Annotated in this window: 29 protein-coding genes; 19 read left to right on the top strand and 10 right to left on the bottom strand. The window is 60.7% G+C overall.

Features of this window, described 5'->3' with window-relative positions; all coding sequences use genetic code 11:
- Window positions 1-298 precede the first annotated feature (298 nt).
- A complete protein-coding gene (locus tag ACSQ2W_RS02810; protein ID WP_436084880.1) occupies window positions 299-838 on the bottom strand; it encodes an invasion associated locus B family protein in 540 nt (179 codons plus the stop codon).
- A 433-nt stretch (window positions 839-1,271) separates the two neighbouring features.
- Here ACSQ2W_RS02810 and coxB point away from each other — a divergent pair, with 433 nt between their 5' ends.
- The 12 genes from coxB (at window position 1,272) to rnhA (ending at window position 10,991) form a co-directional block, all read left to right on the top strand.
- Window positions 1,272-2,156: a cytochrome c oxidase subunit II gene (coxB, locus tag ACSQ2W_RS02805; RefSeq protein ID WP_436084879.1), complete on the top strand. Its 885-nt coding sequence runs from the start codon at window positions 1,272-1,274 to the stop codon at window positions 2,154-2,156.
- A 34-nt stretch (window positions 2,157-2,190) separates the two neighbouring features.
- Window positions 2,191-3,897: a cytochrome c oxidase subunit I gene (ctaD, locus tag ACSQ2W_RS02800; protein WP_436084878.1), complete on the top strand. Its 1,707-nt coding sequence runs from the start codon at window positions 2,191-2,193 to the stop codon at window positions 3,895-3,897.
- Between the two features lie 106 nt (window positions 3,898-4,003).
- The gene (locus tag ACSQ2W_RS02795; protein WP_436084877.1) at window positions 4,004-4,960 is read left to right on the top strand and encodes a heme o synthase; all 957 of its coding nucleotides are present in this window, start codon (window positions 4,004-4,006) and stop codon (window positions 4,958-4,960) included.
- Window positions 4,960-5,100: a hypothetical protein gene (locus ACSQ2W_RS02790; RefSeq protein WP_436084876.1), complete on the top strand. Its 141-nt coding sequence runs from the start codon at window positions 4,960-4,962 to the stop codon at window positions 5,098-5,100. Before ACSQ2W_RS02795 ends, ACSQ2W_RS02790 begins: the two co-directional genes overlap by 1 nt.
- Before the next feature lie 12 nt (window positions 5,101-5,112).
- Window positions 5,113-5,718: a cytochrome c oxidase assembly protein gene (locus ACSQ2W_RS02785; RefSeq protein WP_436084875.1), complete on the top strand. Its 606-nt coding sequence runs from the start codon at window positions 5,113-5,115 to the stop codon at window positions 5,716-5,718.
- Window positions 5,719-5,780: 62 nt separating this feature from the next.
- Window positions 5,781-6,659, top strand: a complete 879-nt coding sequence (locus tag ACSQ2W_RS02780) for a cytochrome c oxidase subunit 3 (RefSeq protein ID WP_436084874.1) — start codon at window positions 5,781-5,783, stop codon at window positions 6,657-6,659.
- A 162-nt stretch (window positions 6,660-6,821) separates the two neighbouring features.
- Window positions 6,822-7,205, top strand: a complete 384-nt coding sequence (locus ACSQ2W_RS02775) for a DUF983 domain-containing protein (RefSeq protein ID WP_436084873.1) — start codon at window positions 6,822-6,824, stop codon at window positions 7,203-7,205.
- Window positions 7,174-7,944 (top strand): SURF1 family protein, encoded by a 771-nt coding sequence (locus tag ACSQ2W_RS02770; RefSeq protein ID WP_436084872.1) that lies wholly within the window; start codon window positions 7,174-7,176, stop codon window positions 7,942-7,944. Before ACSQ2W_RS02775 ends, ACSQ2W_RS02770 begins: the two co-directional genes overlap by 32 nt.
- A gap of 48 nt (window positions 7,945-7,992) precedes the next feature.
- Window positions 7,993-8,358, top strand: coding sequence for a DUF1304 domain-containing protein (locus ACSQ2W_RS02765; protein ID WP_436084871.1), 366 nt, complete (start codon window positions 7,993-7,995; stop codon window positions 8,356-8,358).
- A 3-nt stretch (window positions 8,359-8,361) separates the two neighbouring features.
- The gene (ispH, locus tag ACSQ2W_RS02760) at window positions 8,362-9,369 is read left to right on the top strand and encodes a 4-hydroxy-3-methylbut-2-enyl diphosphate reductase (protein WP_436084870.1); all 1,008 of its coding nucleotides are present in this window, start codon (window positions 8,362-8,364) and stop codon (window positions 9,367-9,369) included.
- Window positions 9,370-9,570: 201 nt separating this feature from the next.
- Window positions 9,571-10,551 carry a homoserine kinase gene (locus ACSQ2W_RS02755; protein WP_436084869.1) on the top strand — a complete coding sequence of 327 codons (981 nt, stop codon included), beginning with the start codon at window positions 9,571-9,573 and terminating at the stop codon, window positions 10,549-10,551.
- Complete coding sequence (gene rnhA, locus ACSQ2W_RS02750) at window positions 10,548-10,991, top strand: ribonuclease HI (RefSeq protein ID WP_436084868.1); 444 nt, start codon at window positions 10,548-10,550, stop codon at window positions 10,989-10,991. The genes ACSQ2W_RS02755 and rnhA overlap by 4 nt, the downstream gene beginning before the upstream one ends.
- A 134-nt stretch (window positions 10,992-11,125) precedes the next feature.
- Here rnhA and ACSQ2W_RS02745 read toward each other — a convergent pair whose 3' ends face one another.
- Window positions 11,126-11,947, bottom strand: a complete 822-nt coding sequence (locus ACSQ2W_RS02745; protein WP_436084867.1) for a DUF1194 domain-containing protein — start codon at window positions 11,945-11,947, stop codon at window positions 11,126-11,128.
- A 125-nt stretch (window positions 11,948-12,072) separates the two neighbouring features.
- Between ACSQ2W_RS02745 and ACSQ2W_RS02740 the strand changes: the two genes are divergently transcribed.
- On the top strand, window positions 12,073-12,735 hold the full coding sequence (locus tag ACSQ2W_RS02740; protein ID WP_436084866.1) for a class I SAM-dependent methyltransferase: 663 nt from the start codon (window positions 12,073-12,075) through the stop codon (window positions 12,733-12,735).
- A 21-nt stretch (window positions 12,736-12,756) separates the two neighbouring features.
- On the opposite strand, the gene ACSQ2W_RS02735 is transcribed toward ACSQ2W_RS02740, so the two are convergent.
- Window positions 12,757-13,794: an MBL fold metallo-hydrolase gene (locus ACSQ2W_RS02735; RefSeq protein ID WP_436084865.1), complete on the bottom strand. Its 1,038-nt coding sequence runs from the start codon at window positions 13,792-13,794 to the stop codon at window positions 12,757-12,759.
- 46 nt (window positions 13,795-13,840) lie between these two features.
- Entirely contained in the window at window positions 13,841-14,503 is a 663-nt protein-coding gene (locus ACSQ2W_RS02730; protein WP_436084864.1) for a peroxiredoxin, read from the bottom strand.
- 213 nt (window positions 14,504-14,716) lie between these two features.
- On the opposite strand from ACSQ2W_RS02730, the gene ACSQ2W_RS02725 reads away from it, so the two are divergent.
- Together ACSQ2W_RS02725 and ACSQ2W_RS02720 are read left to right on the top strand one after the other, a co-directional pair.
- Window positions 14,717-15,061: an ArsR/SmtB family transcription factor gene (locus ACSQ2W_RS02725; protein WP_436087659.1), complete on the top strand. Its 345-nt coding sequence runs from the start codon at window positions 14,717-14,719 to the stop codon at window positions 15,059-15,061.
- Entirely contained in the window at window positions 15,058-15,537 is a 480-nt protein-coding gene (locus ACSQ2W_RS02720; protein ID WP_436084863.1) for an SRPBCC family protein, read from the top strand. Before ACSQ2W_RS02725 ends, ACSQ2W_RS02720 begins: the two co-directional genes overlap by 4 nt.
- Before the next feature lie 63 nt (window positions 15,538-15,600).
- Here ACSQ2W_RS02720 and ACSQ2W_RS02715 read toward each other — a convergent pair whose 3' ends face one another.
- Window positions 15,601-15,909, bottom strand: a complete 309-nt coding sequence (locus ACSQ2W_RS02715; protein ID WP_037124505.1) for a helix-turn-helix domain-containing protein — start codon at window positions 15,907-15,909, stop codon at window positions 15,601-15,603.
- Between the two features lie 86 nt (window positions 15,910-15,995).
- Here ACSQ2W_RS02715 and ACSQ2W_RS02710 point away from each other — a divergent pair, with 86 nt between their 5' ends.
- Entirely contained in the window at window positions 15,996-16,754 is a 759-nt protein-coding gene (locus ACSQ2W_RS02710; RefSeq protein ID WP_436084862.1) for an SDR family oxidoreductase, read from the top strand.
- Between the two features lie 43 nt (window positions 16,755-16,797).
- Here the strand turns inward: ACSQ2W_RS02710 and ACSQ2W_RS02705 are convergent, their stop codons facing one another.
- A complete protein-coding gene (locus ACSQ2W_RS02705; protein ID WP_436084861.1) occupies window positions 16,798-17,283 on the bottom strand; it encodes a peroxiredoxin in 486 nt (161 codons plus the stop codon).
- Window positions 17,284-17,377: 94 nt separating this feature from the next.
- A complete protein-coding gene (locus tag ACSQ2W_RS02700) occupies window positions 17,378-18,196 on the bottom strand; it encodes a protein-disulfide reductase DsbD domain-containing protein (protein ID WP_436084860.1) in 819 nt (272 codons plus the stop codon).
- Between the two features lie 189 nt (window positions 18,197-18,385).
- Here ACSQ2W_RS02700 and ACSQ2W_RS02695 point away from each other — a divergent pair, with 189 nt between their 5' ends.
- From ACSQ2W_RS02695 to ACSQ2W_RS02685, 3 genes are all read left to right on the top strand, one after another.
- Window positions 18,386-18,988, top strand: a complete 603-nt coding sequence (locus ACSQ2W_RS02695; RefSeq protein WP_436084859.1) for a YqgE/AlgH family protein — start codon at window positions 18,386-18,388, stop codon at window positions 18,986-18,988.
- A 116-nt stretch (window positions 18,989-19,104) separates the two neighbouring features.
- Complete coding sequence (locus ACSQ2W_RS02690; protein WP_436084858.1) at window positions 19,105-19,296, top strand: CsbD family protein; 192 nt, start codon at window positions 19,105-19,107, stop codon at window positions 19,294-19,296.
- A gap of 228 nt (window positions 19,297-19,524) precedes the next feature.
- Complete coding sequence (locus ACSQ2W_RS02685; RefSeq protein WP_436084857.1) at window positions 19,525-20,604, top strand: zinc-binding metallopeptidase family protein; 1,080 nt, start codon at window positions 19,525-19,527, stop codon at window positions 20,602-20,604.
- 79 nt (window positions 20,605-20,683) lie between these two features.
- Here ACSQ2W_RS02685 and ACSQ2W_RS02680 read toward each other — a convergent pair whose 3' ends face one another.
- From ACSQ2W_RS02680 to ACSQ2W_RS02670, 3 genes are all read right to left on the bottom strand, one after another.
- Entirely contained in the window at window positions 20,684-23,596 is a 2,913-nt protein-coding gene (locus ACSQ2W_RS02680; RefSeq protein WP_436084856.1) for an EAL domain-containing protein, read from the bottom strand.
- On the bottom strand, window positions 23,596-24,207 hold the full coding sequence (locus ACSQ2W_RS02675; protein WP_436084855.1) for a GNAT family N-acetyltransferase: 612 nt from the start codon (window positions 24,205-24,207) through the stop codon (window positions 23,596-23,598). The genes ACSQ2W_RS02680 and ACSQ2W_RS02675 overlap by 1 nt, the downstream gene beginning before the upstream one ends.
- Before the next feature lie 88 nt (window positions 24,208-24,295).
- Entirely contained in the window at window positions 24,296-25,597 is a 1,302-nt protein-coding gene (locus ACSQ2W_RS02670) for a M16 family metallopeptidase (RefSeq protein ID WP_436084854.1), read from the bottom strand.
- Between the last annotated feature and the right edge of the window lie 16 nt (window positions 25,598-25,613).

Raw genomic sequence — 25,613 nt, 5'->3', positions numbered from 1 at the left:
CGCGGGCTCCAGATGCTTAAGGATATGGTGCTCTATGTAGGGACAGGTTCGGAGAGGGGCAAGCGGAGATGTGGCGTGGCACCATGCAGCCTGCAATCGAGGAGAGATTACCCCCCCTCTGTCACTTCGTGACATCTCCCCCTCAAGGGGGGAGATCATTCCTTTCCCTCGCTAGCTCAACCACGTAAGGGAAGCACAAGGCGCGCGACCAATCTCCCCCCTTGAGGGGGAGATGTCCCGAAGGGACAGAGGGGGTATGCGCGGCGATCACCACACTAATTGTCTTGCATCGACCCACTTACGGCAGCGCGTCATACCCTTCGCCAAAACCCTTGAGGTCGACCGGGATGCCTATGCCTTCTTCCGGTGACTGGAAGACGATGAAAGTGGCGGTCGCGCCGCTGCGGAAGGTCTTCAACAGTTCCTCTTCCAGAACCACTTCCGCGTAGCAGCCGTCGGAAAAACAGCGGACGAAATAGGCGCGGCCGATATCCTTGCCATCGACGTTGAGGCCGAGCCCGTTGGGCAGCAGAACGCCGAGCGGCGCAAGCACGCGCAGGATCTTCGCCTTGCGATCGGCGGTCTTCAGGACCACGACCGACAAACCGACTTCCGGACGATCCTCGGCAATGACGTTCTGCATCAGCGCGCATTGCTCGGCGGTTGCACCCGCCGGCTGATCGCAGACGATCGACCATGCGCCGTGGTTCGACTTTACAGTGCCGGGTGTGCCTGGCTGTTGCGCTCCGGTCTGCTGGGCCGCCGCCGTATGGGACAGAAGAGTGGCGGCAAGTCCGAACGCCGCGATCGGCAGCCGGGAAAGGAGGGGCAGGCCCATGTAAACCTCAAACTTAAGAATCAGTCCGGCTATTCTTGAAGTGCGTACACGCAAATGAAAAGCCCCGGCGCGGTACATTCCAGCCCGGTGTGGCGGAAATGGGGCTCTTGCGGGCGGCGCAGGCGGCAAGACGAGTGGTGAAGCCTCAATATAAGATGGCATCGGCGTAGTGCCGGCTGAGGTAAATATGGTATAGGGTCCGCCATCGACATGAAATGCCGGATGGTGCCGGTGCGGTCTTCTCCGCCGCGCGCCTTTGAAAGGCCGCATCGCTCAAGAGCCTGTGCGAAAAGCACGGTTTGCGCAAAAATGCCGCATGGGCTTGAATGGACAGATGTTGCGGCGCTCATCAAACTGTGGTTTGAAGCGCTTCAGTATCGCAGGGATTCTGCGTTTTGGTTTGATCCTGATCAAGCGCCCAGGGAGACATATTGTGAAAAACAAGGCTTATGCAGTTCTGGCATCCATTGCCTGTCTGCTTTTTGCTACGAACGCCTTTGCCGACAAGCCGGTCGCTTGGCAGACCAATTTTCAGACGGCAGCAACTGGAATCATGGAAGAAATCACATGGTTCGAGCACTATACGCTCTGGTTCATCATCCCGATCACGCTGTTCGTCCTGGCGCTGCTGGTCTGGATCGTGCTCCGCTTCCGTGAAAAGGCCAATCCGGTTCCGTCCACGACCAGCCACAACACGATGATCGAGATCGCCTGGACGGTCGGCCCGGTCCTCGTCCTGCTCTTCCTGGCGATTCCCTCCTTCCAGCTGCTGACCGCGCAACTGACGCCGCCTGCTAATCCGGACCTAACGCTGAAGGCCACCGGTAACCAGTGGTACTGGTCCTATGAATATGAAGTCGGCGAGAGCCCGCTCACCTTCGACAGCCTGATGATGAAGGACGAGGATCGTGCATCGCTCGGCAAGGAAGACAAGACGGAATATCCGCGTCTTCTTGCGGTCGACAATGAAGTCGTCGTGCCGGTGGGCAAGACCGTGCGCGTTCTCGTGACTGCTGCCGACGTCATTCACGCCTTCGCCATGCCGGCGTTCGGCGTCAAGGTCGATGCCGTTCCCGGCCGCCTCAATGAAACCTGGTTCAAGGCGGACCGCGAAGGTCTCTACTATGGCCAGTGTTCCGAGCTCTGCGGCAAGGATCATGCCTATATGCCGATCGCCATCCGCGTGGTCAGTGAAGACAAGTACAACACTTGGCTTGCTGCCGCCGCCACCAATATCGGTGACGCGAACAAGGCACTCATGGCTTCCATCGACGGCGCGGAAAAGACCGTAGACGTCGCTGCAAACGCCGCACAGTAATTCGCCCTACAGAATTCGAAGGGGAACTCGACCCATGGCCGGAACAACCGCGCAACACGATCAGCTTCATGATCACGCCCCCAACGCCCATCAGGGGCATGACCATGACCATGACCACGCCCACAAGCCGCTGACCTTCTTTCAGCGCTGGTTTCTCTCGACCAACCACAAGGATATCGGCACGCTCTACCTGATCTTCGCGATCATCGCGGGTATCATCGGCGGTACGCTGTCGGTCTTCATGCGCGCCGAACTGCAGGAGCCGGGCATCCAGATCTTCCACGGTCTGGCCGCCATGGTCTACGGTTTCGAAGGCGACGCTGCCATCGACGGCGGCAAGCACATGTTCAACGTGTTCACCACCGCGCACGCGCTGATCATGATCTTCTTCATGGTCATGCCGGCGCTGATCGGCGGCTTCGCCAACTGGATGGTGCCGATCATGATCGGCGCGCCGGACATGGCGTTCCCGCGCATGAACAACATCTCCTTCTGGCTGATCGTTCCGGCCTTCCTGCTCGTGCTTCTGTCGATGTTCGTCGAAGGTCCGGCGGGTGCCTATGGGTCCGGCGGCGGCTGGACGGTCTATCCGCCCTATTCGACATCGGGCCAGCCTGGGCCGGCGATGGATCTGGTGATCCTCGGCCTGCATATCGCCGGCGCCTCGTCGATCCTCGGTGCGATCAACTTCATCACCACCATCCTCAACATGCGCGCTCCGGGCATGACGCTGCACAAGATGCCGCTGTTTGCCTGGTCGGTGCTGATCACCGCCTTCCTGCTCCTGCTCTCGCTGCCGGTTCTGGCAGGCGGCATCACGATGCTCCTGACCGACCGCAACTTCGGCACGGCCTTCTTCGCGCCTGAAGGCGGCGGCGACCCGATCCTGTTCCAGCACCTGTTCTGGTTCTTCGGCCACCCGGAAGTGTACATCCTGATCCTGCCCGGCTTCGGCATCGTCAGCCACATCGTCTCGACGTTCTCGCGCAAGCCGATCTTCGGCTACCTCGGCATGGCCTATGCCATGGTCGCCATCGGCGCCGTCGGCTTCATTGTCTGGGCGCACCACATGTATACGGTCGGCATGTCGCTCGACACGCAGCGCTACTTCGTCTTCGCGACGATGGTCATCGCGGTTCCGACCGGCGTGAAGATCTTCTCCTGGATCGCGACGATGTGGGGCGGTTCGATCCGCTTCACCACGCCGATGGTCTGGGCGATCGGCTTCATCTTCCTGTTCACCGTCGGCGGCGTTACGGGCGTCCAGCTCGCCAATGCCGGACTCGACCGGTCGCTGCATGACACCTACTATGTGGTCGCCCACTTCCACTACGTTCTGTCGCTCGGCGCCGTCTTCGCCATCTTCGCCGCCTGGTACTACTGGTTCCCGAAGATGACCGGCTACATGTACTCGGAATTCCTCGGCAAGCTGCACTTCTGGGTGATGTTCGTTGGCGTCAACCTGGTGTTCTTCCCGCAGCACTTCCTCGGCCTTGCCGGCATGCCGCGCCGCTACATCGACTATCCGGATGCCTATGCGGGCTGGAACATGGTATCGTCCTACGGTTCCTACATCTCGGCCGTCGGCGTCCTGATCTTCCTCTTCGGCGTCTTCGAAGCCTTCGCCAAGAAGCGCGTTGCCGGCGACAATCCATGGGGCGAGGGTGCGAACACGCTGGAATGGCAGCTGACGTCGCCGCCGCCGTTCCACCAGTGGGAACAGCTGCCGCGCATCAAGTAAGCGCTGCTTTCAATCCGAAGCCGCCGGTAACGGCGGCTTCGCTCCACGCCGGGGATAACCGGCAAGACGGCGCGGGATAAGTGCCGAAACGATCCAAGGATGAGATATGACGGTCATCGAAAATCACGAAGCAATGGGTCCGGAGGGCGGCGTTCGTCTCTCGGAAGCCTCTGCGCGCGATTTCTTTGAACTGTTGAAGCCGCGCGTCATGTCGCTGGTGGTGTTCACAGCGCTTGCCGGCATGGTGCTGGCGCCGGGCCACATCCATCCCTTCATCGGCTTCATCGCGATCCTCTGTATCGCCGTTGGCGCCGGAGCCTCCGGCGCCCTCAACATGTGGTACGACGCCGATATCGATGCGGTGATGACCCGCACGGCCAGGCGGCCGATCCCGGCGGGAAAGATCCTGCCGAAGGAAGCGCTCGCCTTCGGCCTGACGCTCTCGGCCTTCTCCGTCTGCATTCTCGGCATCGTCGTCAACTGGCTGTCGGCCGGGCTGCTCGCATTCACCATTTTCTTCTACGTCGTCATCTACACGATGTGGCTGAAGCGCTCGACGCCGCAGAACATCGTTATCGGCGGAGCCGCCGGCGCATTCCCGCCGATGATCGGCTGGGCCTGCGTGACGAATGGAATTTCGATCGAAAGCATCGTGCTTTTCCTCATCACCTTTCTCTGGACGCCGGCGCATTTCTGGGCGCTCGCGCTGTTCAAGATGCGCGACTATGGCGCAGTCGGCGTGCCGATGATGCCGAATGTCTGCGGCGAGGCGGCGACCAAGAACCAGATCGTCGTCTATGCGGTGCTGACGGCAGTGATCGGCGTCGTTCCGGCCACGCTTGGTTTCGCCAGCGCCGCTTATGGCGCGATCGCTCTCTGTCTCGGCCTCGGCTTCATCTGGTACTCAATCGGCGTTCACCGCATGCCGGAGGGCGACGAGAAGATGATCCCGGCCAAAAAACTCTTCGCCTTCTCGATCCTTTATCTCTTCGCGATCTTCTCCGCGTTGATGGTCGATCATCTGATTGCCACGCTGTGGCTCACTGTCGGAAAGGTTGCCTGATGGAACTCGTGAGACTGACGGACGCCCAGAAGAAATCGCGCCGCGGCCGCAACATCGCGCTCGGCTTCGTGCTCTTCGGTCTCGTTGCTGCCTTCTATGTCGTGACGCTGATCAAATTCACCAGCGGCATGGCTCACTAGGATCGAACGATCATGACTGTGGCGAACAACGCAGACCAGAAGGACCGGGCAAACGGCGTCATCGTCGCGTCCTGTCTCGCCTTCGCGTTCGGTATGGTCGGCATGGCCTATGCCGCCGTTCCGCTCTACGACATGTTCTGCAAGGTCACCGGCTACAACGGCACGACGAAGCGCGTCGAGCAAGCGTCCGACGTCATCCTCGACAAGACGATCAAGGTGACGTTTGACGCCAACACGGCACCGGGCCTGCCTTGGGGATTCAAGCCGGTTCAGCGCGAGATCGAACTGAAGATCGGCGAAACGGTGCAGGTCGAGTTCGAGGCGACGAACCTGTCGAAGAAGCCGACGACGGGACAGGCGGTGTTCAACGTCACGCCGATGGCAGCCGGCGCCTATTTCAACAAGGTGCAGTGCTTCTGCTTTACCGAGACGACGTTGCAGCCCGGCGAAAAGATGGAGATGCCGGTGGTGTTCTTCGTCGATCCGGAAATCGTCAATACGATCGAGACCAAGGGCATCAGCACGCTGACGCTTTCCTACACCTTCTACGCCCGCGAACCGTCGAAGCCGATTGCCGGCCTGACGGTGAAGCCGGCCGAGACTGACAACACACTTTGACAGATCACCGTTTTCGGCTAAGCCGGAAACGACACGAGAAAGACTTATCGGGGATACTTCACATGGCCGATGCGCATCAGAAAAACCACGACTACCACATCATCGACCCGAGCCCCTGGCCGCTTCTGGCCTCGATCGGCGCTTTCATCATGGCCTTCGGCGGCGTTGCCTACATGCGCTACCTGGCCGGTGGTTCGTTCAAGATGTTCGGTCTCGAACTGGCCAATCCCTGGGTGTTCTTCATCGGGCTCGTAGTCGTTCTCTACACGATGTTCGGCTGGTGGTCGGACACGATCAAGGAAGCGCATGAGGGCCATCATACCCGCGTCGTGTCGCTGCATCTGCGCTATGGCATGATCATGTTCATCGCTTCGGAAGTGATGTTCTTTGTCGCCTGGTTCTGGGCCTTCTTCGACGCAAGCCTCTTTTCGGGCGAAGCCATCCAGGCGACCCGCGCCGCCTATACCGGCGGCGTCTGGCCGCCGAAGGGCATCGAGGTTCTCGATCCCTGGCACCTGCCGCTCTACAACACGGTGATCCTGCTGCTCTCGGGCACCTGCGTTACCTGGGCGCACCATGCGCTGCTGCACGACGACCGCAAGGGTCTTATCAGCGGTCTGACGCTGACCGTGCTGCTCGGCATCCTGTTCTCGACTGTCCAGGCCTACGAATATGCCCACGCACCGTTCGCCTTCAAGGATTCGATCTACGGCGCGACCTTCTTCATGGCGACCGGCTTCCACGGTTTCCACGTGCTGGTCGGCACGATCTTCCTGCTCGTCTGCCTCTTGCGCGCGCTGAAGGGCGATTTCACCCCGACGCATCATTTCGGCTTCGAGGCCGCCGCCTGGTACTGGCACTTCGTCGACGTGGTCTGGCTCTTCCTGTTCTTCTCGATCTACGTCTGGGGCGGCTGGGGCGCGCCGCTCGCCCACGGCTGATCGGGTCTGGATTCGAATATCTGAGGCGGGTGCAACGGCGCCCGCCTTTTTTGTTGCAACGCCGCCGTGAGCGATCGAATGAGCCCAAAGGTCGCGGTGGCCGATATATCCCTTGCGCAACGAATGCGTTATGGAAAGTGGCGGCAAACAGGACGTAAAACCATGAACGAAGACAGCGCACATTTTCCACCCGTCGATCCGGTCAAGGCCGGGCTCAAGGGGCTTTGCCCGCGATGCGGCCAGGGCAAGCTGTTCGACGGGTTCCTGAAGATGAGACCGGCCTGCACGAGCTGTGGCCTCGACTACACGTTCGCCGATTCCGGCGATGGTCCAGTGGTCTTCGTCATCCTGATCGTCGGTTTCATCGTGGTTGGCGCGGCTCTGTGGATGGAAGTCAACGTCAACCCCCCGCTCTGGCTGCATTTCCTGCTCTGGATACCGCTCGCCACAATCTTCAGCCTCGCCCTCATGCGCATGCTCAAGGGTATTCTGATCAACCTGCAATACCGCAACAATGCGCGGCAGGGCGAGATCGATCGTGGCTGAGACGGCCAGCGTAAAGCAGGGCGGCGGCCTGCTCGGCCGCACCGTGGGCATTGTGCTCGTCCTGATCGCGCTCGCGATCCTCTTGTCGCTCGGCACATGGCAGATGCAGCGGCTCCATTGGAAAGAAGACCTGCTGGCAGCAATTACTGAGCGCCGCGCAGCACCGCCGGTCGATCTGGAGGCGATCGAGGCAATGGCCAAGTCCGGCGAGGACATCGACTACCGCACGGTGCGCGTCACCGGCACCTACATCAACAACAAGGAACGGCACTTCTTCGCAACCTATGAAGGCCGGACCGGCTACTACGTCTACACGCCATTGCAGCTCGCCGATGGCCGCGTCCTCCTCGTCAACCGCGGCTTCGTCTCCTTCGAGCGCAAGGAGCCGGAGATGCGCAAGCAGGGGCAGTTGACCGGAGAGCAGACCGTCACCGGCCTTGCGCGCATCAAGCTCACCGAAAAGCCGTCCTGGGCCGTGCCGGACAACGATGTCGCCAAGAACATCTTCTACTGGAAGGACCTCGACGTAATGGCCGCGAGTGTCGGTCTTGATCCGGCCCGCACGGTCCAGTTCTTTGTCGATGCGGACGCGGCGCCCAATCCGGGAGGCATGCCGATCGGCGGCGTCACGCAATTCGATCTGCCGAACAACCACCTGCAATATGCCGTGACATGGTACGGCCTGGCCGCGGCGCTGGTCGCTGTCAGCGGCGTGTTCATCTTCCGGCGAAAACGATAAATCGGGCGGGGTTGCCTTGAACACATGTAATGACAGCCGAGGGAGCTCATGACCATCATCGCCACTCTATTGATTGCCGTAACAGTCTTGCTGCATATCGGCTTTCTCGTGCTCGAAATGTTTCTCTGGACCGGGCCGCAAGGCCGAAAGGCCTTCCGCATGTCTCAAGAACGCGCGGAAGCGACGAAGGTGCTGGCGGCCAATCAGGGGCTTTACAACGGCTTTCTCGCCGCAGGTCTCCTCTGGTCGCTGATTGCGTCGCCGCCGGAATTTGCCTTTCAGCTGAAGCTGTTCTTCCTTGTGTGCGTGATCGTTGCCGCTATATATGGCGCATGGTCGGTCAAGCCGCGCATCCTTCTGGTGCAGGGCGGCCCGGCGATCCTGGCACTCTTGTTCACTGTTCTGGCATCCTGATCCATGGCTTCCTCCTCGGCAAAGAAACCGATCACCATTCGCCTCTGCGGTCCGCGCGGCTTTTGCGCCGGCGTCGACCGGGCGATCCAGATCGTCGTTCTGGCGCTGAAGGAATATGGCGCACCGGTCTATGTCCGCCACGAGATCGTTCACAACCGCTATGTCGTCGAGGGTCTGGAAGCCAAGGGCGCAATCTTCGTCGAGGAACTCGACGAGATTCCGCAAGAACATCGCAAGCAGCCGGTGGTCTTCTCCGCTCATGGTGTGCCGAAGTCGGTGCCTGCCGATGCAGAGAGCCGCAATCTGTTTTATCTCGACGCCACATGTCCGCTGGTTTCCAAGGTCCACAAGCAGGCCATGCGCCACCAGCGTCTCGGCCGCCATGTCGTGCTGATCGGCCATGCCGGTCACCCGGAAGTCATCGGCACCATGGGGCAATTGCCGGAAGGTGCCGTTTCGCTGATCGAGACAGTCGAGGACGCGGACAAATACGTGCCGCCGGATCCGGACAATCTCGGCTTCGTCACCCAGACGACGCTGTCGGTCGATGACACGGCCGGCGTCATCAAGCGGCTGCATGAGCGTTTTCCCAACCTGACGGCACCCGCCGCCGATTCGATCTGCTATGCCACGACAAACCGCCAGGAGGCAGTGAAGCAGGCTGCTCCCGGCTGCGACCTCTTCCTTGTCGTGGGTGCGCCGAATTCGTCCAATTCCAGGCGGCTGGTCGAGGTTGCGCTTCGGGCCGGTGCAAAGAAATCGGTGCTTGTCCAGCGCGCCTCGGAAATCGACTGGGATGACATCGGCGATATCTCCAGCGTCGGCCTGTCGGCCGGCGCGTCTGCGCCGGAAGTCATCGTCAACGAAATCATCGAGGCTTTTCGCGAGCGCTACGATGCTTCGGTTGAGCTTGCCGATACGGTCGAGGAAACCGAGAACTTCCTCGTCAACCGCGAGCTTCGCCACGTGCCGCTGACCGTGCAGGATATGGCGTTCGTGAATGGAGATTAGAGGTATGAGGGCAGTGGCATTGGTCCTCGGGTCAGGCCCTGGGATGACGACCTTGGGTTTCCTGCCATTCTGAAGCCAGCTGTCGCCGTTGCGATTGCTCCCTCTCTCCGTCATCCTCGTCCTCGGGTTAAACCCGAGGATGACCCGAGGATCCATATCCCGGCCGAACAATTTCAACACTTACAACCGCGAGAACAGACCTTGGCAGTTTACACCGACATCACGGAAGACGACCTTTCCCGTTTTCTGACTGCCTATGACGTCGGCATGCTGACGTCCTACAAGGGCATTGCCGAGGGCGTGGAAAATACCAATTTCCTGCTGCACACCACCAATGGCGCCTACATCCTGACGCTTTACGAGAAGCGGGTGGACCAGAACGACCTGCCGTTCTTCCTGGGACTGATGCACCATCTGGCGGACAAGGGCCTGTCCTGCCCACTGCCTTTGCCGCGCGCCGACGGTAAACTGCTCGGCGAACTTTCCGGCCGGCCGGCCGCTGTCATCTCGTTTCTCGAAGGCATGTGGCTGCGCAAGCCTGACGCCAATCATTGCCGCGAGGTCGGCAAGGCCCTAGCGGCGATGCACGTGGCGGCCGATGGCTTCGAGATCCGCCGCCGCAATGCGTTGTCCGTCGATGGCTGGCGGCCGCTGTGGAACAATTCGCGCGACCGCGCCGACGAGGTGCAGCCGGGCCTCAAGACCGAGATCGCCGCCGAGCTCGATTTCCTCGAAGCCAATTGGCCGAAGGACCTGCCGGAGGGCGTCATTCACGCCGATCTGTTCCCGGACAATGTCTTTTTCCTCGGCAAAATGCTCTCCGGCCTGATCGACTTCTATTTCGCCTGCAACGACTTCCTCGCCTATGACGTCTCCGTCTGCTTGAACGCCTGGTGCTTCGAAAAGGACGGCGCCTTCAACATGACCAAGGGCATGGCGCTCTTGTCCGGTTATCAGAGCGTCCGGCCGCTGACCGCAGCCGAGATCGAGGCTCTGCCCCTTCTCGCGCGCGGCTCGGCGCTGCGCTTTTTCCTGACCAGGCTCTACGACTGGCTGACGACGCCACCGGGGGCCCTGGTGGTGAAGAAGGACCCGCTCGAATATCTGAAGAAACTGCAGTTTCATCGCTCTGTTGCAACTGCAGCCGAATATGGCCTGACTGAAGAGGCCCGGCCCGTATGAAACATGTCGATATCTTCACCGACGGCGCCTGCTCCGGAAACCCCGGACCGGGCGGGTGGGGGGCGGTGCTGCGCTATGGCGAAGTCGAGAAGGACCTGTGCGGCGGCGAGGCGGACACCACCAACAACCGCATGGAGCTTCTGGCCGCGATCACAGCGCTCAACACGCTGAAGCAGCCCTGCGAGGTCGATCTCTACACCGACAGCAAGTATGTCATGGACGGCATCGGCAAATGGATCCATGGCTGGAAGCGGAACGGCTGGAAAACGGGCGAGAAGAAGCCGGTGAAGAACGGCGAACTCTGGCAGGCGCTCGATGCCGCCAACCAGCGCCACAAGGTCACTTGGCATTGGGTGAAGGGGCACGCCGGCCACCCGGAAAACGAACGCGCCGACGAACTCGCCCGCAAGGGCATGGAGCCGTTCAAGAAGAAGCGGTGAGGGGAACGGCGGAGGATTTCACCTGCTGCATAACTCCTTAAATCGGAATCGATTTAAGCAGTTTCAAAGTGCTACAGCGTCCTTTGCGGGTCATGTTTGACGCGCGGCGCGTAGATGGCCGAAGCGAGACCGGGCTATTTTCCAATGGAACGCTCCTGCATCTCTTCGCCGATAAAACAATTATAGGGCTGAGAGTATTCAACCGGCACCAGCCCCGTTTGGCGCTGCGGAGGGCCGCTGACCTCCAGTCCTGAAATCTCGATAACGAGCTTGCGCAGGATAGCTTCGGCAAATTGGGACACATCCGTGACCTTCAACAAAAATGCCCCATCGCCGCCGATGACGCATTCCCGATAATAGGCATCGAGGTCCGGGATCGATGCCGAATCCGGCGCGGTCTTCAACATGATGGGAAGGCCGTCAATGACGATGCCCTGAGCGATGGTCGTATTTCTGCCAACAGGCGCCGGGACCCCGGCATTGTTGGGCCCATCGCCGGATACATCGATCACGCGTCGGTTCCCTCGAAATGGGCTGGTTTGAAAGAGCTTTCGGGTAAACGCAAGCGCGTTGGAGATCGACGTGAAGGAGATTCGCCTGATCGGCTGTTGGCGCAACAGTTCGGAAAACTGTGCCGCGGCCTCCTGGCCGTCGATCAGGGTCCAGGGCACGATTTGGACAGCGGAGCCACCCCACTCGATATAGGTGACCGCAATCCTGCCGAGCGGTCCGCCCTGCACGGCTTTGACGATCTCCGACCTGCGGAATGCGTCCACGTAGCCTTTACGTTGGATCCGCTGTTCATCGATTTCCATTGAGTAAGAGACATCAACGGCAATAACCAGCTCCAGATCTACGGCAACAGAATAATGTTCGGCAGAAGTATTTCCCCCCAGAAGACAAAAAGTAGCCAAAAACGCCCATCGCGGTTTCATCGCGGCAATCCATTTAGCCACTCAGTCGCGCCGGCGAGGCGTCCATCGCGCATCACTCTTGATAGTCGTTCCGGCTGAAGCAGGTTAACATACGTCCGAAGTTTCGCGATGGCCACTGCGGAGGCTTTGTGGGAAGAGATGATGTCATGATCGCCATCGACCGGCAAACTCATTGGGAAGGTGTTTACACGACCAAGGCAGAGACCGACGTCAGTTGGTATGAGGACGCGCCAGAGCTATCGCTCGCCCTGTTGCGCGAAGCTGGGTTGAGGCCGGAAATGTCTGTTATCGATATCGGCGGCGGCACGTCGCGGCTGGTGGATGCTTTGGAGGCGTCCGGTCAGGCCCATGTCACCGTCCTCGATCTGTCTGCCGCCGCGCTCGAAACGGCGAAAGCCAGATTGGCAAATGCCGATCGGGTACAGTGGGTCGTATCGGATGTGACCGCATGGACGCCCGACCGTCCGTACGATCTTTGGCACGATCGCGCCGCCTTTCATTTCCTGACGGCGGTAGAGGATCAGCAGGCATATGTTCGCGTGATGGTGCAGGCTCTCAAGGACGGTGGCAAGGCCGTGATTGGCACCTTTGCGCCGGACGGACCGGAGAAATGCAGCGGCCTGCCCGTTGCCCGTTATGATGCGGAAAGCCTGCAGGCCGTTCTCGGCGAACGGTTCAAGCTCGCTGCAACGCGGCGCCATCAACACACAACCCCATGGGGATCCGTGCAGAAATTCCAATTCAGCACTTTCGAAAAGGTCGCGGGGCCTGAACGCCTTGGCATAAGAGACCTCAAGCTTCCGGGTTGAGGGAGACCGCTGCTTTTCTGCTTATCGGACCACTGGCCCGTTCGCCTTCTTCCAGGCGTCGATGCCGCCTTCGATGTGGCAGGCGCTCGTCAGGCCGGCATCCTGCGCGGCCTCGACCGCCATCGCCGAGCGCTCGCCGAAGGCACAATAGAAGACGATCCGCTTGCCGGTGGCTGCCGCCAACTCATGCAGCATGCCGCCCGCACCGATGTTTTCCTGCAGCTCCGGATAGGGCGCGTGCAGGGCGCCCGGAATGACGCCATGCTTCTCGCGTTCCGCCTTCTCACGCAGGTCGACGATCGCAATGTCGGGGCGGCCGCTGAGCGCCAATGCCTCGGCCGCCGAAACCGCCCAGCCCTTGCGCGCGATTTCCTCCTGGTGAAGGCCGACATGGATATTGGCCGGCACGGCCACATCCATCATCTTCGGGTTCGGCAGGTTGAGATTGTTCATGATGTCGACATATTCGTCGACCGATCGGACCCTGAGCCGCGGATTGAACCGCTTTTCCTCGCCGATCGTCGAAACGGTATCGCCCTTATAGTCATGGGCCGGAAAGACCAGCGTTTCGTCCGGCAGTTTGAGCAGCTTGTTGAAGATCGAATCATATTGCTGGCGCGGGTCGCCGTTCTGGAAATCGGTGCGCCCGGTTCCGCGAATGAGCAGCGTGTCGCCGGTGAAGACACGACCGCCCATGAGGAAGGAATAGGAATCATCCGTATGGCCGGGCGTATAGAGCACGTCGAGGCTCAGGCCCTCGATCGCGACGCGGTCGCCTTCCGCCACGCGCATCGAGACCACATCGGCCAGCGTCTGCTCGCCCATCACCGTGATGCAGTGCGTTCGGTCGCGCAGCGCACCGAGCCCGGTGATGTGATCGGCGTGCAGATGCGTGTCGACGGCCTTGACGAGCTTCAGATCGAGCTCATGCACCAGCTGCAGGTAGCGATCGACCTTTTCGAGAACCGGGTCGATGATCAGCGCCTCTCCCCCGTGCCGGCTGGCAATGAGGTAGGTATAGGTACCGGACGCGCTGTCGAACAACTGACGGAAGATCATCGGTGCCTCCGTTGCGCGTCTCTTCGGTCGGCGCGGAACATCGACGCTATCCCTCTGGCTGCGGCACGATCCGGATATAGGGTTTTGGCGCGCGCCAGCCTTGCGGGTATTGCTTCCGCGCGTCGTCGTCCGTTACCGAGCCGGCGATGATCACGTCTTCACCCTGCTTCCAGTTTACCGGCGTGGCGACCTTGTGTTTGGCGGTGAGCTGCAGCGAGTCGATCACGCGCAGCACCTCGTCGAAATTGCGGCCGGTGGTCATCGGATAGACGAGGATCAGCTTGATCTTCTTGTCCGGGCCGACGACGAAGACATTGCGCACGGTCTGATTGTCGGCCGGGGTGCGCTGGGTCGGATCGCCGGATACTGCAGCCGGCAGCATGCCGTAGAGCTTCGACACGGTGTAGTCCGTGTCGGCAATCATCGGGAAGTTCGGCGCGAACCCTTGCGTTTCCTCGATGTCCTTCACCCAGCCGGAATGACGGTCCAGCGGATCGACCGACAGCCCGATGATCTTGACGCCGCGCTTGTCGAATTCGGGTTTGATCTGGGCCATGTATCCCAGCTCGGTGGTGCACACCGGCGTAAAATCCTTCGGGTGCGAGAAAAGCACCGCCCAGGAATCGCCGATCCAGTCGTGGAACCTTATGTCACCTTCGGTGGTTGTTGCCGTGAAATCCGGCGCGAGATCATTGATTGCAAGTGTCATGATACCCCTCATAGCTTTGAGAAAATGCTCACCAAAAGCACCCAAGGCGCGCAGTTTGCTCCTTTTGATAAATCAGGAAAAGCGAAAAAATCGGGCATGAGGCTAACCTTCCTGACAAGATGGTGTGTCTGGCCAGCCGCCGGCGCCAAACCCCGACGCCGCGTCAAGTTACTTAGCTCTTGCGCTAAGTGTTTTGTGGTGATACTTAGCCTTATGGAACAGTATTCCGATCGACTTGATGGCATTTTTCAGGCGCTGGCCGACCCAACCCGGCGCGCCGTGCTGGCGCGGCTGGGCAGGGGGCCGGCAAGCATCAGCGATCTCGCAAGGCCGTTCGAGATGGCTTTGCCCTCCTTCATGAAACACATCCATTATCTCGAGGGCAGCGGCTTGATCCGGACGCGCAAGGAAGGCCGCGTCAGGACCTGCGTCATCGAGAAGAAGCAGTTTGCCGCGGTCGAAGCGTGGCTCACCGAACAGCACGGCCTCTGGGAAGGCCGCACCGACAGGCTTGAGCAGTTTGTCATCGCCGCTCAAAAGAAGGGAGAAAGCCAATGACCCGATCTTTCAATGCTGATCTCGACCTGACGATTTCCCGCGTCATCAGGGCACCGCGTTCGCTCGTCTGGAGCGCCTGGACCGATCCGGTGAGCTTTGAACAATGGTGGATCCCGGCGCCGGCCAGATGCAAGGTCGTGGACATGGAGATGCGCCCCGGCGGCGCGTTCGTCACCCGCATGAGCGAGGACGGCGGCGACTTCACGCCGCATCTGGACGCCTGCTTCCTCGACATCGCCGACGGAGAACGGATCGTCTTTACCAACGCGCTGGTCGGTGGCTGGCGGCCTGCCGAACAGCCCTTCATGACGGCGATCATCACGCTGCGGGACCACCCGGACGGCACGGATTATGCTGCCCATGTGATGCACAGGAATAATGCAGACCGGAACATGCACGCGGAAATGGGCTTCTACGACGGATGGGGCACCGTCATTGAGCAGCTTGCCAAGCTCGTAGAACAACGCGCGGGATGAAAGATTGCGTTGTCGGGCCGGCGGCGCTCGTGCTTTATTTTGGTCGCCGCTCCGGCCAGGTCGTCAATAGGACATGACCTTTGCCAAAAGCCCCGGAAAGCGGGCTTCGAGATCATCGAGGCGGACCACGTTGATATTCTCGACACCCTTCTTGGTGGTCTGAATAACGCCTGATTCTCGCAGCACCCGGAAGTGGCCCGAAAGGGTCGAACGTGCCATGTCGGGAAAAGGTGCTGCCGCTTCGCCGCAATTCCTGCCGTCCGCTGAACAATAGAGCGTCTTTACGATCGCCAGCCGCGTCGGGTCTCCGAGTGCGGTCATGACGCCTGTCAGGGTTATGTCGTCTCGCGACGGATGAAAGAATTGGCTCATGAACCGCAGATAACACATCGATTGACAGACTTCAATATTTCGGTAATGTCGAAATACCGTAATACGGAAATAAGGAAGGACTGTGTATGACGAAGAGATTTGATGATCAGGTGGTGGTTGTAACGGGTGGCTCGACCGGTATCGGTCTGGCGACGGCGAGCGCCTTTCTTAAAGAAGGGGCAAGGCGCGTCTATGTCACCGGGCGCACGCGCAAGAGCCTCGATGCTGCGGTGGAGGCGCTCGGCGAACGTGCCGTTCCGGTGGTCTCGGATGTCTCGAAAATCGGCGATATTGAGAAGCTCAAGGCGGAAATCGAGCAGCGCGGCGACAATGTCGATGTGCTTTTCGCCAATGCCGGCATAGCGGAAAAGAACAGCTTCGGCGCAACGACTGAAGCCGAATTCGACAAGACCTTCGACATCAACGTCAAAGGCCTGTTTTTCACCGTGCAGACCCTCTTGCCGCTCGTTCCGGATGGCGGGGCCGTCGTGCTCAATGCCTCGATCGTTGCCAACAAGGGGATGGCGGAACTCAGCCTCTACAATGCGTCGAAGGCGGCTGTGCGCTCCTTTGCCCGAACGCTTGCCAATGATCTCAAGGAGCGAAAAATCCGCGTCAACGCCGTCAGCCCCGGCCTGACGCGCACGCCAATCATGGAAAACGGCTTGAAGATGGACGAAGAGCAGATCGCCGCCCTGCACAGCCATGCCGAACAGATAGTGCCGCTTGGCTACATCGCCCAGCCGGAAGAGATCGCGACCACGATTACTTTTCTCGCCTCGGCTGATGCCGGCTACGTCAACGGCATCGAACTGAGCGTCGATGGCGGTATGACCCAGATATGAACTGAAAACGGCCGGCTTCGATGCCGGAGCCGGCCGTTTTGCCTCAGATCTGTTCCAGCATGGCCGCGGCGGCCGAGACGGTTGCCTGGCCGGGGCTGTCCTCGACGTTCAGCGTCTTCACGACGCCGTCTTCCACCAGCATCGAATAGCGCTTAGAGCGCACTCCGAGCGTCCCGGCGGAGAGGTCGATGTCCATGCCGAGCGCCTTGGTGAAGGCGGCGTTCCAGTCGGAGAGGAAGTGGATCTTGCCGATGCCGCCAGATGCGGTCGCCCAGGCGCCCATGACATGCAGGTCGTTGACGGCGACGACCGCGATGTCGTCGATCCCGCGGGAAAGGATCGCATCGCGGTTTTCCAGATAGCCGGGCAGGTGATTGAGCGAGCAGGTCGGCGTGAAGGCGCCGGGAACCGCGAACAGCACGACCTTCTTGCCCGCAAACAGCTGATCGGTGGTGATTTCGACCGGGCCGTCGGCGGTCTTTTCCTTGAAGGTGGCGGCAGGCAGCTTGTCTCCGACAGAAATTGTCACGGTCTTACTCCTTGAGGCGTTTCGGAAAGGCAAAAGCGCAGTCGCTCCGTTGGGTCGGGCACTGCGATGGGTCGGGAAGGAATATAGATTTGCCTCAGTCAAAGGCAAGCGGGGTTTCCATGCTGTGCTCGCCGGACCGTGCGACGAGCAGGACCGATCCGCTCTTCAGCGTGCCGCCTTTTGCCGGAACCCGTACCGGCACGTCCGCCGTAAACGTGCCGTTCGCGACGCTGATGTTTTCGGGCTTGCCGAAGCTGTAGCCGGGCGGGCCGGCGAGGAAGAGTTCGGGCGGTGTTTCGGCTGACGCGCCGGGCATCACCAGCGAGAGACGAAGGCGCTTGCCGGCGGCATCGAAGGACGCGGCCTTGACCTTGAACGTCTCGGAGGGTTGCGCCGGCAAGGCGGCAACGGCATCGTCAATCCGGGCCTTGTCGAGCGGGTTGTCCGCAGCACCTTCGGTCAGCGAAAGGCTGAGCTCGGCCTGGACGGGGATGCAGATGTCCTGGCAGATGCCGAGGAAAACCGAGGCCCTGAGAGACAGGTCGCCGCTCTTCTTGCTCTTCAACAGGAGCGGAAAAGCCACAGATTTATCATAGCCGGTGTACTGCCCCACACCGTCGCCGAAGCTCTTCGGTGCCGGAAAGCGCATGCCGGAAAAGGAAATGCCATCCTTCGGGTCGATGCTCACTTGCGGCGGGATGCCGCTTGCCCCGGGCGCTTGCCAGTAGGTCTTCCAGCCGGGTTTCAGGCGGATGTCGAGGATGGCCGGGATCGTCCCGTCCGGTTGCGGCCTGCCAGCCACGATGCGGATAGCGCCACCTTCGGAATGCGCCCAGTCGCTCTGCGCGGCGTTCGCACTGGACGCAATAAAAAAATATCCGGCAAGGCTTGCCAGCGCCGCCAAATGAGTCACATTCTCTAGGAGACGATGATGTTTCATGTGGATGAGGCTTACCGGTTTTGGCGTGTGGTTTAAAGATGCCCGCTTTCACCTCCGGATCATTTTCTCTTGATGGACGCGAAACGAGGAAACCCGAGAAAAGCCTCAAAACCAAAAGACGAGGGTGGAAACGCTTTTCATTCGACCCACAAGGCGGACACCATGATGGCGACATTCCAGAAGAAACGCGAGCGCGGTTTGCTAGACGGTCAGTTCCTGATCGCCATGCCCGGCATGTTCGACAGCAATTTTGCCCGCACGGTCATCTTCGTCTGCGCCCATTCCAGTGACGGCGCCATGGGTTTCGTGCTCAACCGTCCGCAGCAACTGACCTTTCCGGATGTGCTCCTTCACCTGCAGATCATCGATCAGGCGGAAGCCATCCGTTTGCCGCCGCTCACCCGCAATTTCCAGATCCAGACCGGCGGGCCTGTTGAAACCGGCCGCGGCTTCGTCCTGCATTCCGACGATTACCTGAGCGAATCCAGCATTCCGGTCAGCGATGACATCTGCCTGACGGCGACGCTCGATATCGTGCGGGCCATCTCGCGCGGCGAGGGGCCGTCCAAGGCGATGATGATGCTGGGTTATGCCGGCTGGGGTGCCGGCCAGCTGGAAAGCGAGATCGCCAACAATGGCTGGCTGAATTGCCCGGCGAGCGAGGAACTGATCTTCGACCGCGATCTCGGCGACAAATACGACCGGGCGCTGGCGCTGATGGGCGTTTCTCCAGCCATGCTCTCCACGGATGCCGGCCACGCCTGACCGGCGGATTTTCCGCCCTTGCGGTTTTTTGCCGGAACAATTTGACCTGCCCACCGTTTTCTGGACGCGAGGACATGACGCTTGATCCTGTCCTCAACCCGTCAAGGAGACTGATCATGGGCAGCACTTCCGACAAGATTTCCGGCGCAGCCAACCAGGCGGCAGGCAAGGCCAAACAGGCGGCCGGCAAGGCAATCGGTAGCAAAAAGCTGCAGGCGGAAGGCAAAGGGCAGGAAGCCAAGGGCAAGGTCCAGTCCGCGATTGGCAAGGCCAAGAGTGCAGTGAAAGGTACCGTTGATCGCATGTAATCCGGTTTGCCGCCCCTCTTTCGCCAATGAGATGATGGCGGCTTCAAAGTGCGCGGATCGACTGTCCTGACGGGTTCAACTGGATGGAAGATTTTAGCGCCGATGCCCGCTGTGCTTCGCGCCGGCGGGCATTCCTTTGGGGCATTCCTTGGGGTGTGCGTTTTGTTTTTTGAATAGGGCATTCGATGTCTTCGACATTCATGCCCACCACTGGACGGACGATCTTTCATGAGACTTTACGAATGCGGCAATTGCGGAAACCCGGTCCATTTCGACAATCGTGTCTGTATCAACTGTGGCTCTCGGCTCGGCTTCCTGCCGGAGGCCATGGCGATGCAGGCGCTGATGCCGGCAGGTGGCGACTTGTGGCAGCTGCCGGCGCGCCAGGAGGCGGACGTCCGGTTCTGCGCCAATGCAGCCCACGATACATGCAATTGGCTGATCTCTACCAATGACAATCATGCCTATTGCCAGGCTTGCCGCTACAACCGCATCGTGCCGGTCACCGACAACCCGGAGGGGCTGGCGCGCTGGCAGAAGATCGGCCAGGCGCAGCGGCATCTGTTCTATTCCCTGTTGCGCTGGAATCTGCCGCGGCCGGGCCGTGACGTTGACCCGCAGGCCGGGCTTGTCTTCGATTTTCTCGCCGACGAGGTTGATGCCTATGGCAATCTGGTGCCGGCCATCACCGGTCATGAAGACGGCCTGATCAGCCTGCGCGCGGCGGAAGCCAATGATGCCACGCGCGAAAGCGTGCGTGTGTCGATGAACGAGCCCTACCGCACGCTGCTCGGCCATTTCCGCCACGAGATCGGCCACTTCTATTGGGCGCAGCTTGTCCGTGACGACCAGACGCTGAACGAAGCCCGGCAGTTGTTCGGGGACGAGCGGACGGATTACGCGGAGGCGCTTCGTCGCAATTATGAGGAGGGTCCTCCGGCAGAGTGGCAGGCCAGTTTCATCAGTACCTACGCCAGCGCCCATCCGGCAGAAGATTTCGCCGAATGCTGGGCACATTTTTTCCACATCGTCGATGCGCTGGAAACGGCGCATTCCTTCGGCTTGTCTACCGATCCGCGCCGCCACCAGGGCATGGCGGCAGAGGTCGATTTCGATCCCTATCGTGGTGCCGCGAGCGCCCAGGCGCTGGTCGATGCCTGGATCCCCTTGAGCATGGCGCTGAACAGCATCCAGCGCAGCATGGGCCAGCCCGACAGCTACCCTTTCGTGCTCTCGCCGCCGGTGGTGCAGAAGCTGGATTTTATCAACCGGCTGATAGCGCGGGCAGGCAATAGGCAATGGCAATAGGCAATAGCTGTCGCCTTCCAGGCCAAGGCAGCGATATTCTACTGCCTACTGCCTACTGCCTACTGCTACCGCCTACGAGTTACGCCCGCTTCATCAGCGGAAAGCGTTCCTTCAACAGTCGCAGGATCGATTCCGAGCCGATCGGCGGGCCGAAGAGGAAGCTCTGGCCGAAATCGCAGCCCATCTGGGCCAACTGAATGGCATCTTCCTCGGATTCGATGCCTTCGGCGACGACCTGCATGTCGAGTTCGCGCGCCATGGTGATGACGGAGCGGAGCAGGATCGCGCGCTTGTCGCTCGGATCCTTGACCAGCGCCTTGTCGATCTTGATCGTATCGAAGGGGAAGCGGGTCAGGTAGGCAAGCGAGGAATGGCCCGTGCCGAAGTCGTCGAGGGCCAGTTTCAGGCCGGAATCCTTGAGCTTCTCCAGCACGAGACGGGCCTGCTCCGGGTTTTCCATCACGAGGGTTTCGGTGAGTTCCACCTTCACCTTCCGTGGATCGCAGTGGTTCTTGTTCAAGACCGCCCGGACATCATCATGCAAGTCGTTGTTGAGCAGCTGCGCGCTCGACAGGTTGACGGAGACGAAGATCGGCAGGTCACCGGTTTGCAGCTGCCATTCCGTCAGGTCGCTGGTCGCCTTCTCGAAGGCGAACATGCCGAGCTGGTTGATGAGATCGGAGCCTTCGGCGATCGGGATGAACTCCGATGGCGAGATGCTGCCGCGTTTGGGATGCTCCCAGCGCATCAGGGCCTCGAACCCGGCAATCTCGGCATCCACCAGGCGCACGATCGGCTGATAGACGAGGCTTAATTCCTTGCGCTCGATGGCGCGACGCAGGTCGTTTTCCAGTTGCAGGCGATCGGTGCCGGAGGCGCGGAAGGCCGGACGGAAGGGTTCGACGCGGTTGCCGCCCGCCTTTTTAGCCCGGAACATCGCAAGCTCGGCATCGTCGAGCAAGCCTGCGGCATTTTCCTGCTGATCAACCCAGGAAACGAGACCGATCGAGGCGGTGAGGTTGATTTCGCGATTGCCGAAATTGAGCGGCACCATGATCGCCTTGGAAACCGCATCGGCGAAATCGGCGACCTTGGTGGGATCGCGCTCGGATATCAGGATCAGGCCGAACTCGTCGCCGCCGAGGCGGGCCAGCGTGTCCTGCGGCTTCATGAGCCGGCGCAGGCGGCGGGTCAGCGCGATCAGGATGTTGTCGCCAGCGGCGATGCCGAGCACGTCATTGACCTGCTTGTAGCGGTCGATATCGATCGTCAGCACGGTCGGCCGGACAACGCTTGAGCCCGGCGCCAGCGACAGGATGGATTGCAGCCGGTCGAGGAAGATGTGACGGTTCGGCAATCCCGTCAGATTGTCGTGCAGCGCGTTGTGCAGCAGGCGATCGACGGAGTTCTTCTGCTCGGTGATATCGACGATGGTGCCGACGCAGCGGATGATTTCGCCATTGGCGCCAAGCACCGGCCGCGCGCGGATCGATAGCCAGTGGTAATGTCCGTCCTCGGCGCGAACGCGGAATTCGTGATTGAGCCGCCCCTTGCGATGCTCCAGCAGCACGTCGAGCGTTGCGCGGAACCGGTCGCGGTCGTCGGGGTGCAGGCGTGGCAGCCAGTTGCGCGCAGCGCCATGCATGGTGCCGGGCGAGAGCCCGAGTTGCGCCGAGATGTCGGGAATGGTGACGACGCGATCGCGCGCCACGTCCCAGTCCCAGACGGTGTCGCCCGAGCCCGTCAGGGCCAGCGACTGGCGCTCGAGGTCGGAGAACAGACCCTGGCCATAGGCGCCGCCGGCAAAGGCGTGCTGCATCACCGTGAAGCCGATCAGCAGCACGATCAGCACGAGGCCGCCGCCGAGTGCAGGCTGAACGATATCATTGGCAAGCTGGCCGGTTACGGTCAGCCACGCGCCGAACAGCCAGACGAGGATCAGGAGCCAGGCCGGTACGAGCAGGATGGCGCGGTCGTAGCGGTTGAAGCCGAGATAGGCGATGAGCACGATGCCGCAGGTGCCGGTCAGCGCAAAGGAGAGCCGCGCGATGCCCGACGCGATCGCCGGGTCGTAGATGGCGACGCCGAACAGGAGGCCGAGACCGAGGATCCAGGCGAGCGTCGCATAGCTCAGATGCTGGTGCCAGCGGTTGAGGTTGAGGTAGGTGAACAGGAAGATGACGAGGCCGGCGGCGAGAAACACCTCCGTTCCCGCCCGCCATACGCGTTCATCCCCCGCGGTAATGCTGATCAGCTTCGACAGGAAACCGAAATCGACGCAGATATAGCCGAGCACCGCCCAGGCAAGTGCAGCTGTCGCCGGCAGCATCGAGGTTCCCTTGACGACGAAGAGGATCGTCAGGAACACTGCAAGCAGGCCGGCAATGCCGAGCACGATGCCGCGGTAGAGGGTAAAGGCGTTGACCGTGTCCTTGTAGGCATCCGGCTGCCAGAGATAGATCTGCGGCAGGTCGGGTCCCGCCAGTTCGGCAACGAAGGTGATGACCGAGCCCGGATTCAGCGTGATGCGAAAGACGTCCGCTTCGTCGCTCGGCTGCCGGTCGAGCGCAAAGCCTTCGCTCGGGGTGATCGAGAGGATGCGCTGCGAGCCGAGATCCGGCCAGAACAGTTTGGAATTCACCAGGCGGAAATGCGGCGCGACGATGACGCGCTCCAGCTGCTCTTCCGACACATTGGCGAGCGCGAAAACGGCCCAGTCGCCCTGGTGGTTCTCGGCGCTCGATCGCACCTCGATGCGCCGGACGATACCGTCCGTGCCGGGGGCGGTCGAGACCTGAAAGGCTTCGCCGCGGCCGGTATAGATTTCCGTCGTGGCCGTCAGGTCAAGCGCTCTGTCCTCGCGCGAAATCTTGACGGGTTCCGTGGCAAATGCCGCACCGCTCCCCATCAGGCAGACCAGCGTCATCATGGCGACCAGAAACGCCAGGAGCCTTCGTGCTGAGGGGAGACGCGGCAGGCAGTTCAAAGACATCAATCACTCAAATTCTTAGGTTGCACGCTGTCCTGCGAGAGCAGGGAGAACATGAGATGATCCCGCCATTGCCCGTTGATTTTCAGGTATTCCCGCAAATAGCCTTCGCGCTGAAACCCGGCCTTTTCAAGGAGCCGGATGCTTCTATGGTTCTCGGGAATACAGGCTGCTTCGATACGGTGCAACTGAAGGGTCGAAAAGATGTAGGGAATAGCCAGTTTGACAGCCTGCGCCATATGGCCGTTGCCGGCATATCGCTCGCCCATCCAGTAGCCGATCATGCAGCACTGCGCGGCTCCACGGCGGATATAGCCGATGGTCAGCCCGCCGATCAGCTGGTCCTCGGCGCGCAGGAAAACGAACAGCGGCACGGCCTGGCCGGAGGCAAATTCCTGCTCGTTGCGAATGACGCGGTTGCGAAAAGCGTTCTCGGTCATCTCGTCGGCGCGCCACGTCGGCTCCCACGGCTCGAGAAAGGCGCGGCTTTCGCTGCGCAGCCGATACCATTGCCGGTAGTCGGATGTTTTCGGTAAACGCAGCAAATACGTGGCATTGGCAATCTCGACCGGGTCCGGCTGCCGTGACAGAAACCGAAAGACCGATCGTGTCATATAAGCCTCCGCAACGCGTGGGTGTTGCCGTGATGCGAGAGTGCCGGGCGCTCGAAGAACGCCCGGAGGTCGCCCTTCAAAATAAGAATTAACCGTTGGCGGCGCGAGCTTGAACGGTCTTGTTGGAAAGTGCGCCGAGAATGTCGTCCATCGGCGCCAGCTTTTCGACCGGTCCGATCGCCGAAAGCGTCGGGGCCGTGTCGAAGAACAGCCGCCCTGCAAGATCCGTCAGGCGCTCGATGGTAATGCCGGACAGGCGCTCCATCAGTTCCTCGTTCGGGATCGGCCGGCCGTAGAGCATCATCTGGCGAGCGATCTGGCCGGCGCGGGCAGCCGGGCTTTCCTGGCCCATCAGAAGCTGGGCGCGGATCTGGGCGCGGGCGCGGTCGATTTCCTGCTGCTCGATCTTCATCGACGACTTGCGCAGTTCATCGATGATGACGGGCATCAGTTCCGGCAGGTTCTCGCCGCCGGTGGCGGCATGAACGCCGAAGATGCCGGTGTCGGAAAAGCCCCAATGGAAAGCATAGACCGAATAGCAGAGACCACGATGCTCGCGCACTTCCTGGAACAGGCGCGAAGACATGCCGCCGCCAAGGATATTGGCGAGAATCTGCGAACAGTAGAAATCGCGGGCGTGATAGGCCTTGCCTTCGAAACCGAGCAGGACCTGCGCGTCCATCAGGTCGCGATCCTCGCGCACGTCACCGCCGGTATAGCGGGCGGCGTCGGTAACCGGCGCTGTGGCCGGCTTTTGCGGAAGGCTGGAAAAACGGTCTTCAACCTGTCGCACAAAGCTATCATGATCAAGCGCACCAGCCCCGACGACGAACATGCGGTCGGTGGTGTAGTTGCGGCCGAGATAGGTGCGGATTTGTTGCGGCGTGAAGGAAAGAACCGTTTCCGGCGTACCGAGGATCGGGCGGCCGATCGTCTGGTTGACAAAGGCGGCTTCGGCGAACTTGTCGAAGACGACATCGTCGGGCGTGTCGTTGGCGGCCCCGATCTCCTGCAGGATCACGTGTTTTTCGCGCTGCAGCTCGTCTTCCTCGAAGGACGATTCCGTCAGGATATCCGCAAGGATATCGACCGCGAGGGGGACATCGTCCTGCAGGATGCGGGCGTAGTAAGATGTGGTTTCCGTTGAGGTCGCGGCGTTGACTTCGCCGCCGACATTTTCGATCTGCTCGGCAATTTCGCGGGCGGTTCGCCGCGCTGTGCCCTTGAATGCCATATGTTCCAGCAGATGGGCAATTCCGTGCTCGTCCGTGGTTTCATCGCGTGAACCGGATTTGATCCAGACACCGAGTGCCACGCTTTCAAGATGCGGCATGTTCTCGGTGACGACGGTCAACCCGGATTGGAGCCGGGTGCACTCAACTTTCATCATACGTCTTTCTGCGTCC

The sequence above is a fragment of the Pararhizobium sp. LjRoot255 genome (genome assembly GCF_964252905.1).
Lineage (GTDB): Bacteria > Pseudomonadota > Alphaproteobacteria > Rhizobiales > Rhizobiaceae > Pararhizobium.
The sequence above is the reverse complement of the archived record's forward strand: the minus strand, read 5'-3'. Positions and strand labels throughout refer to the sequence as shown.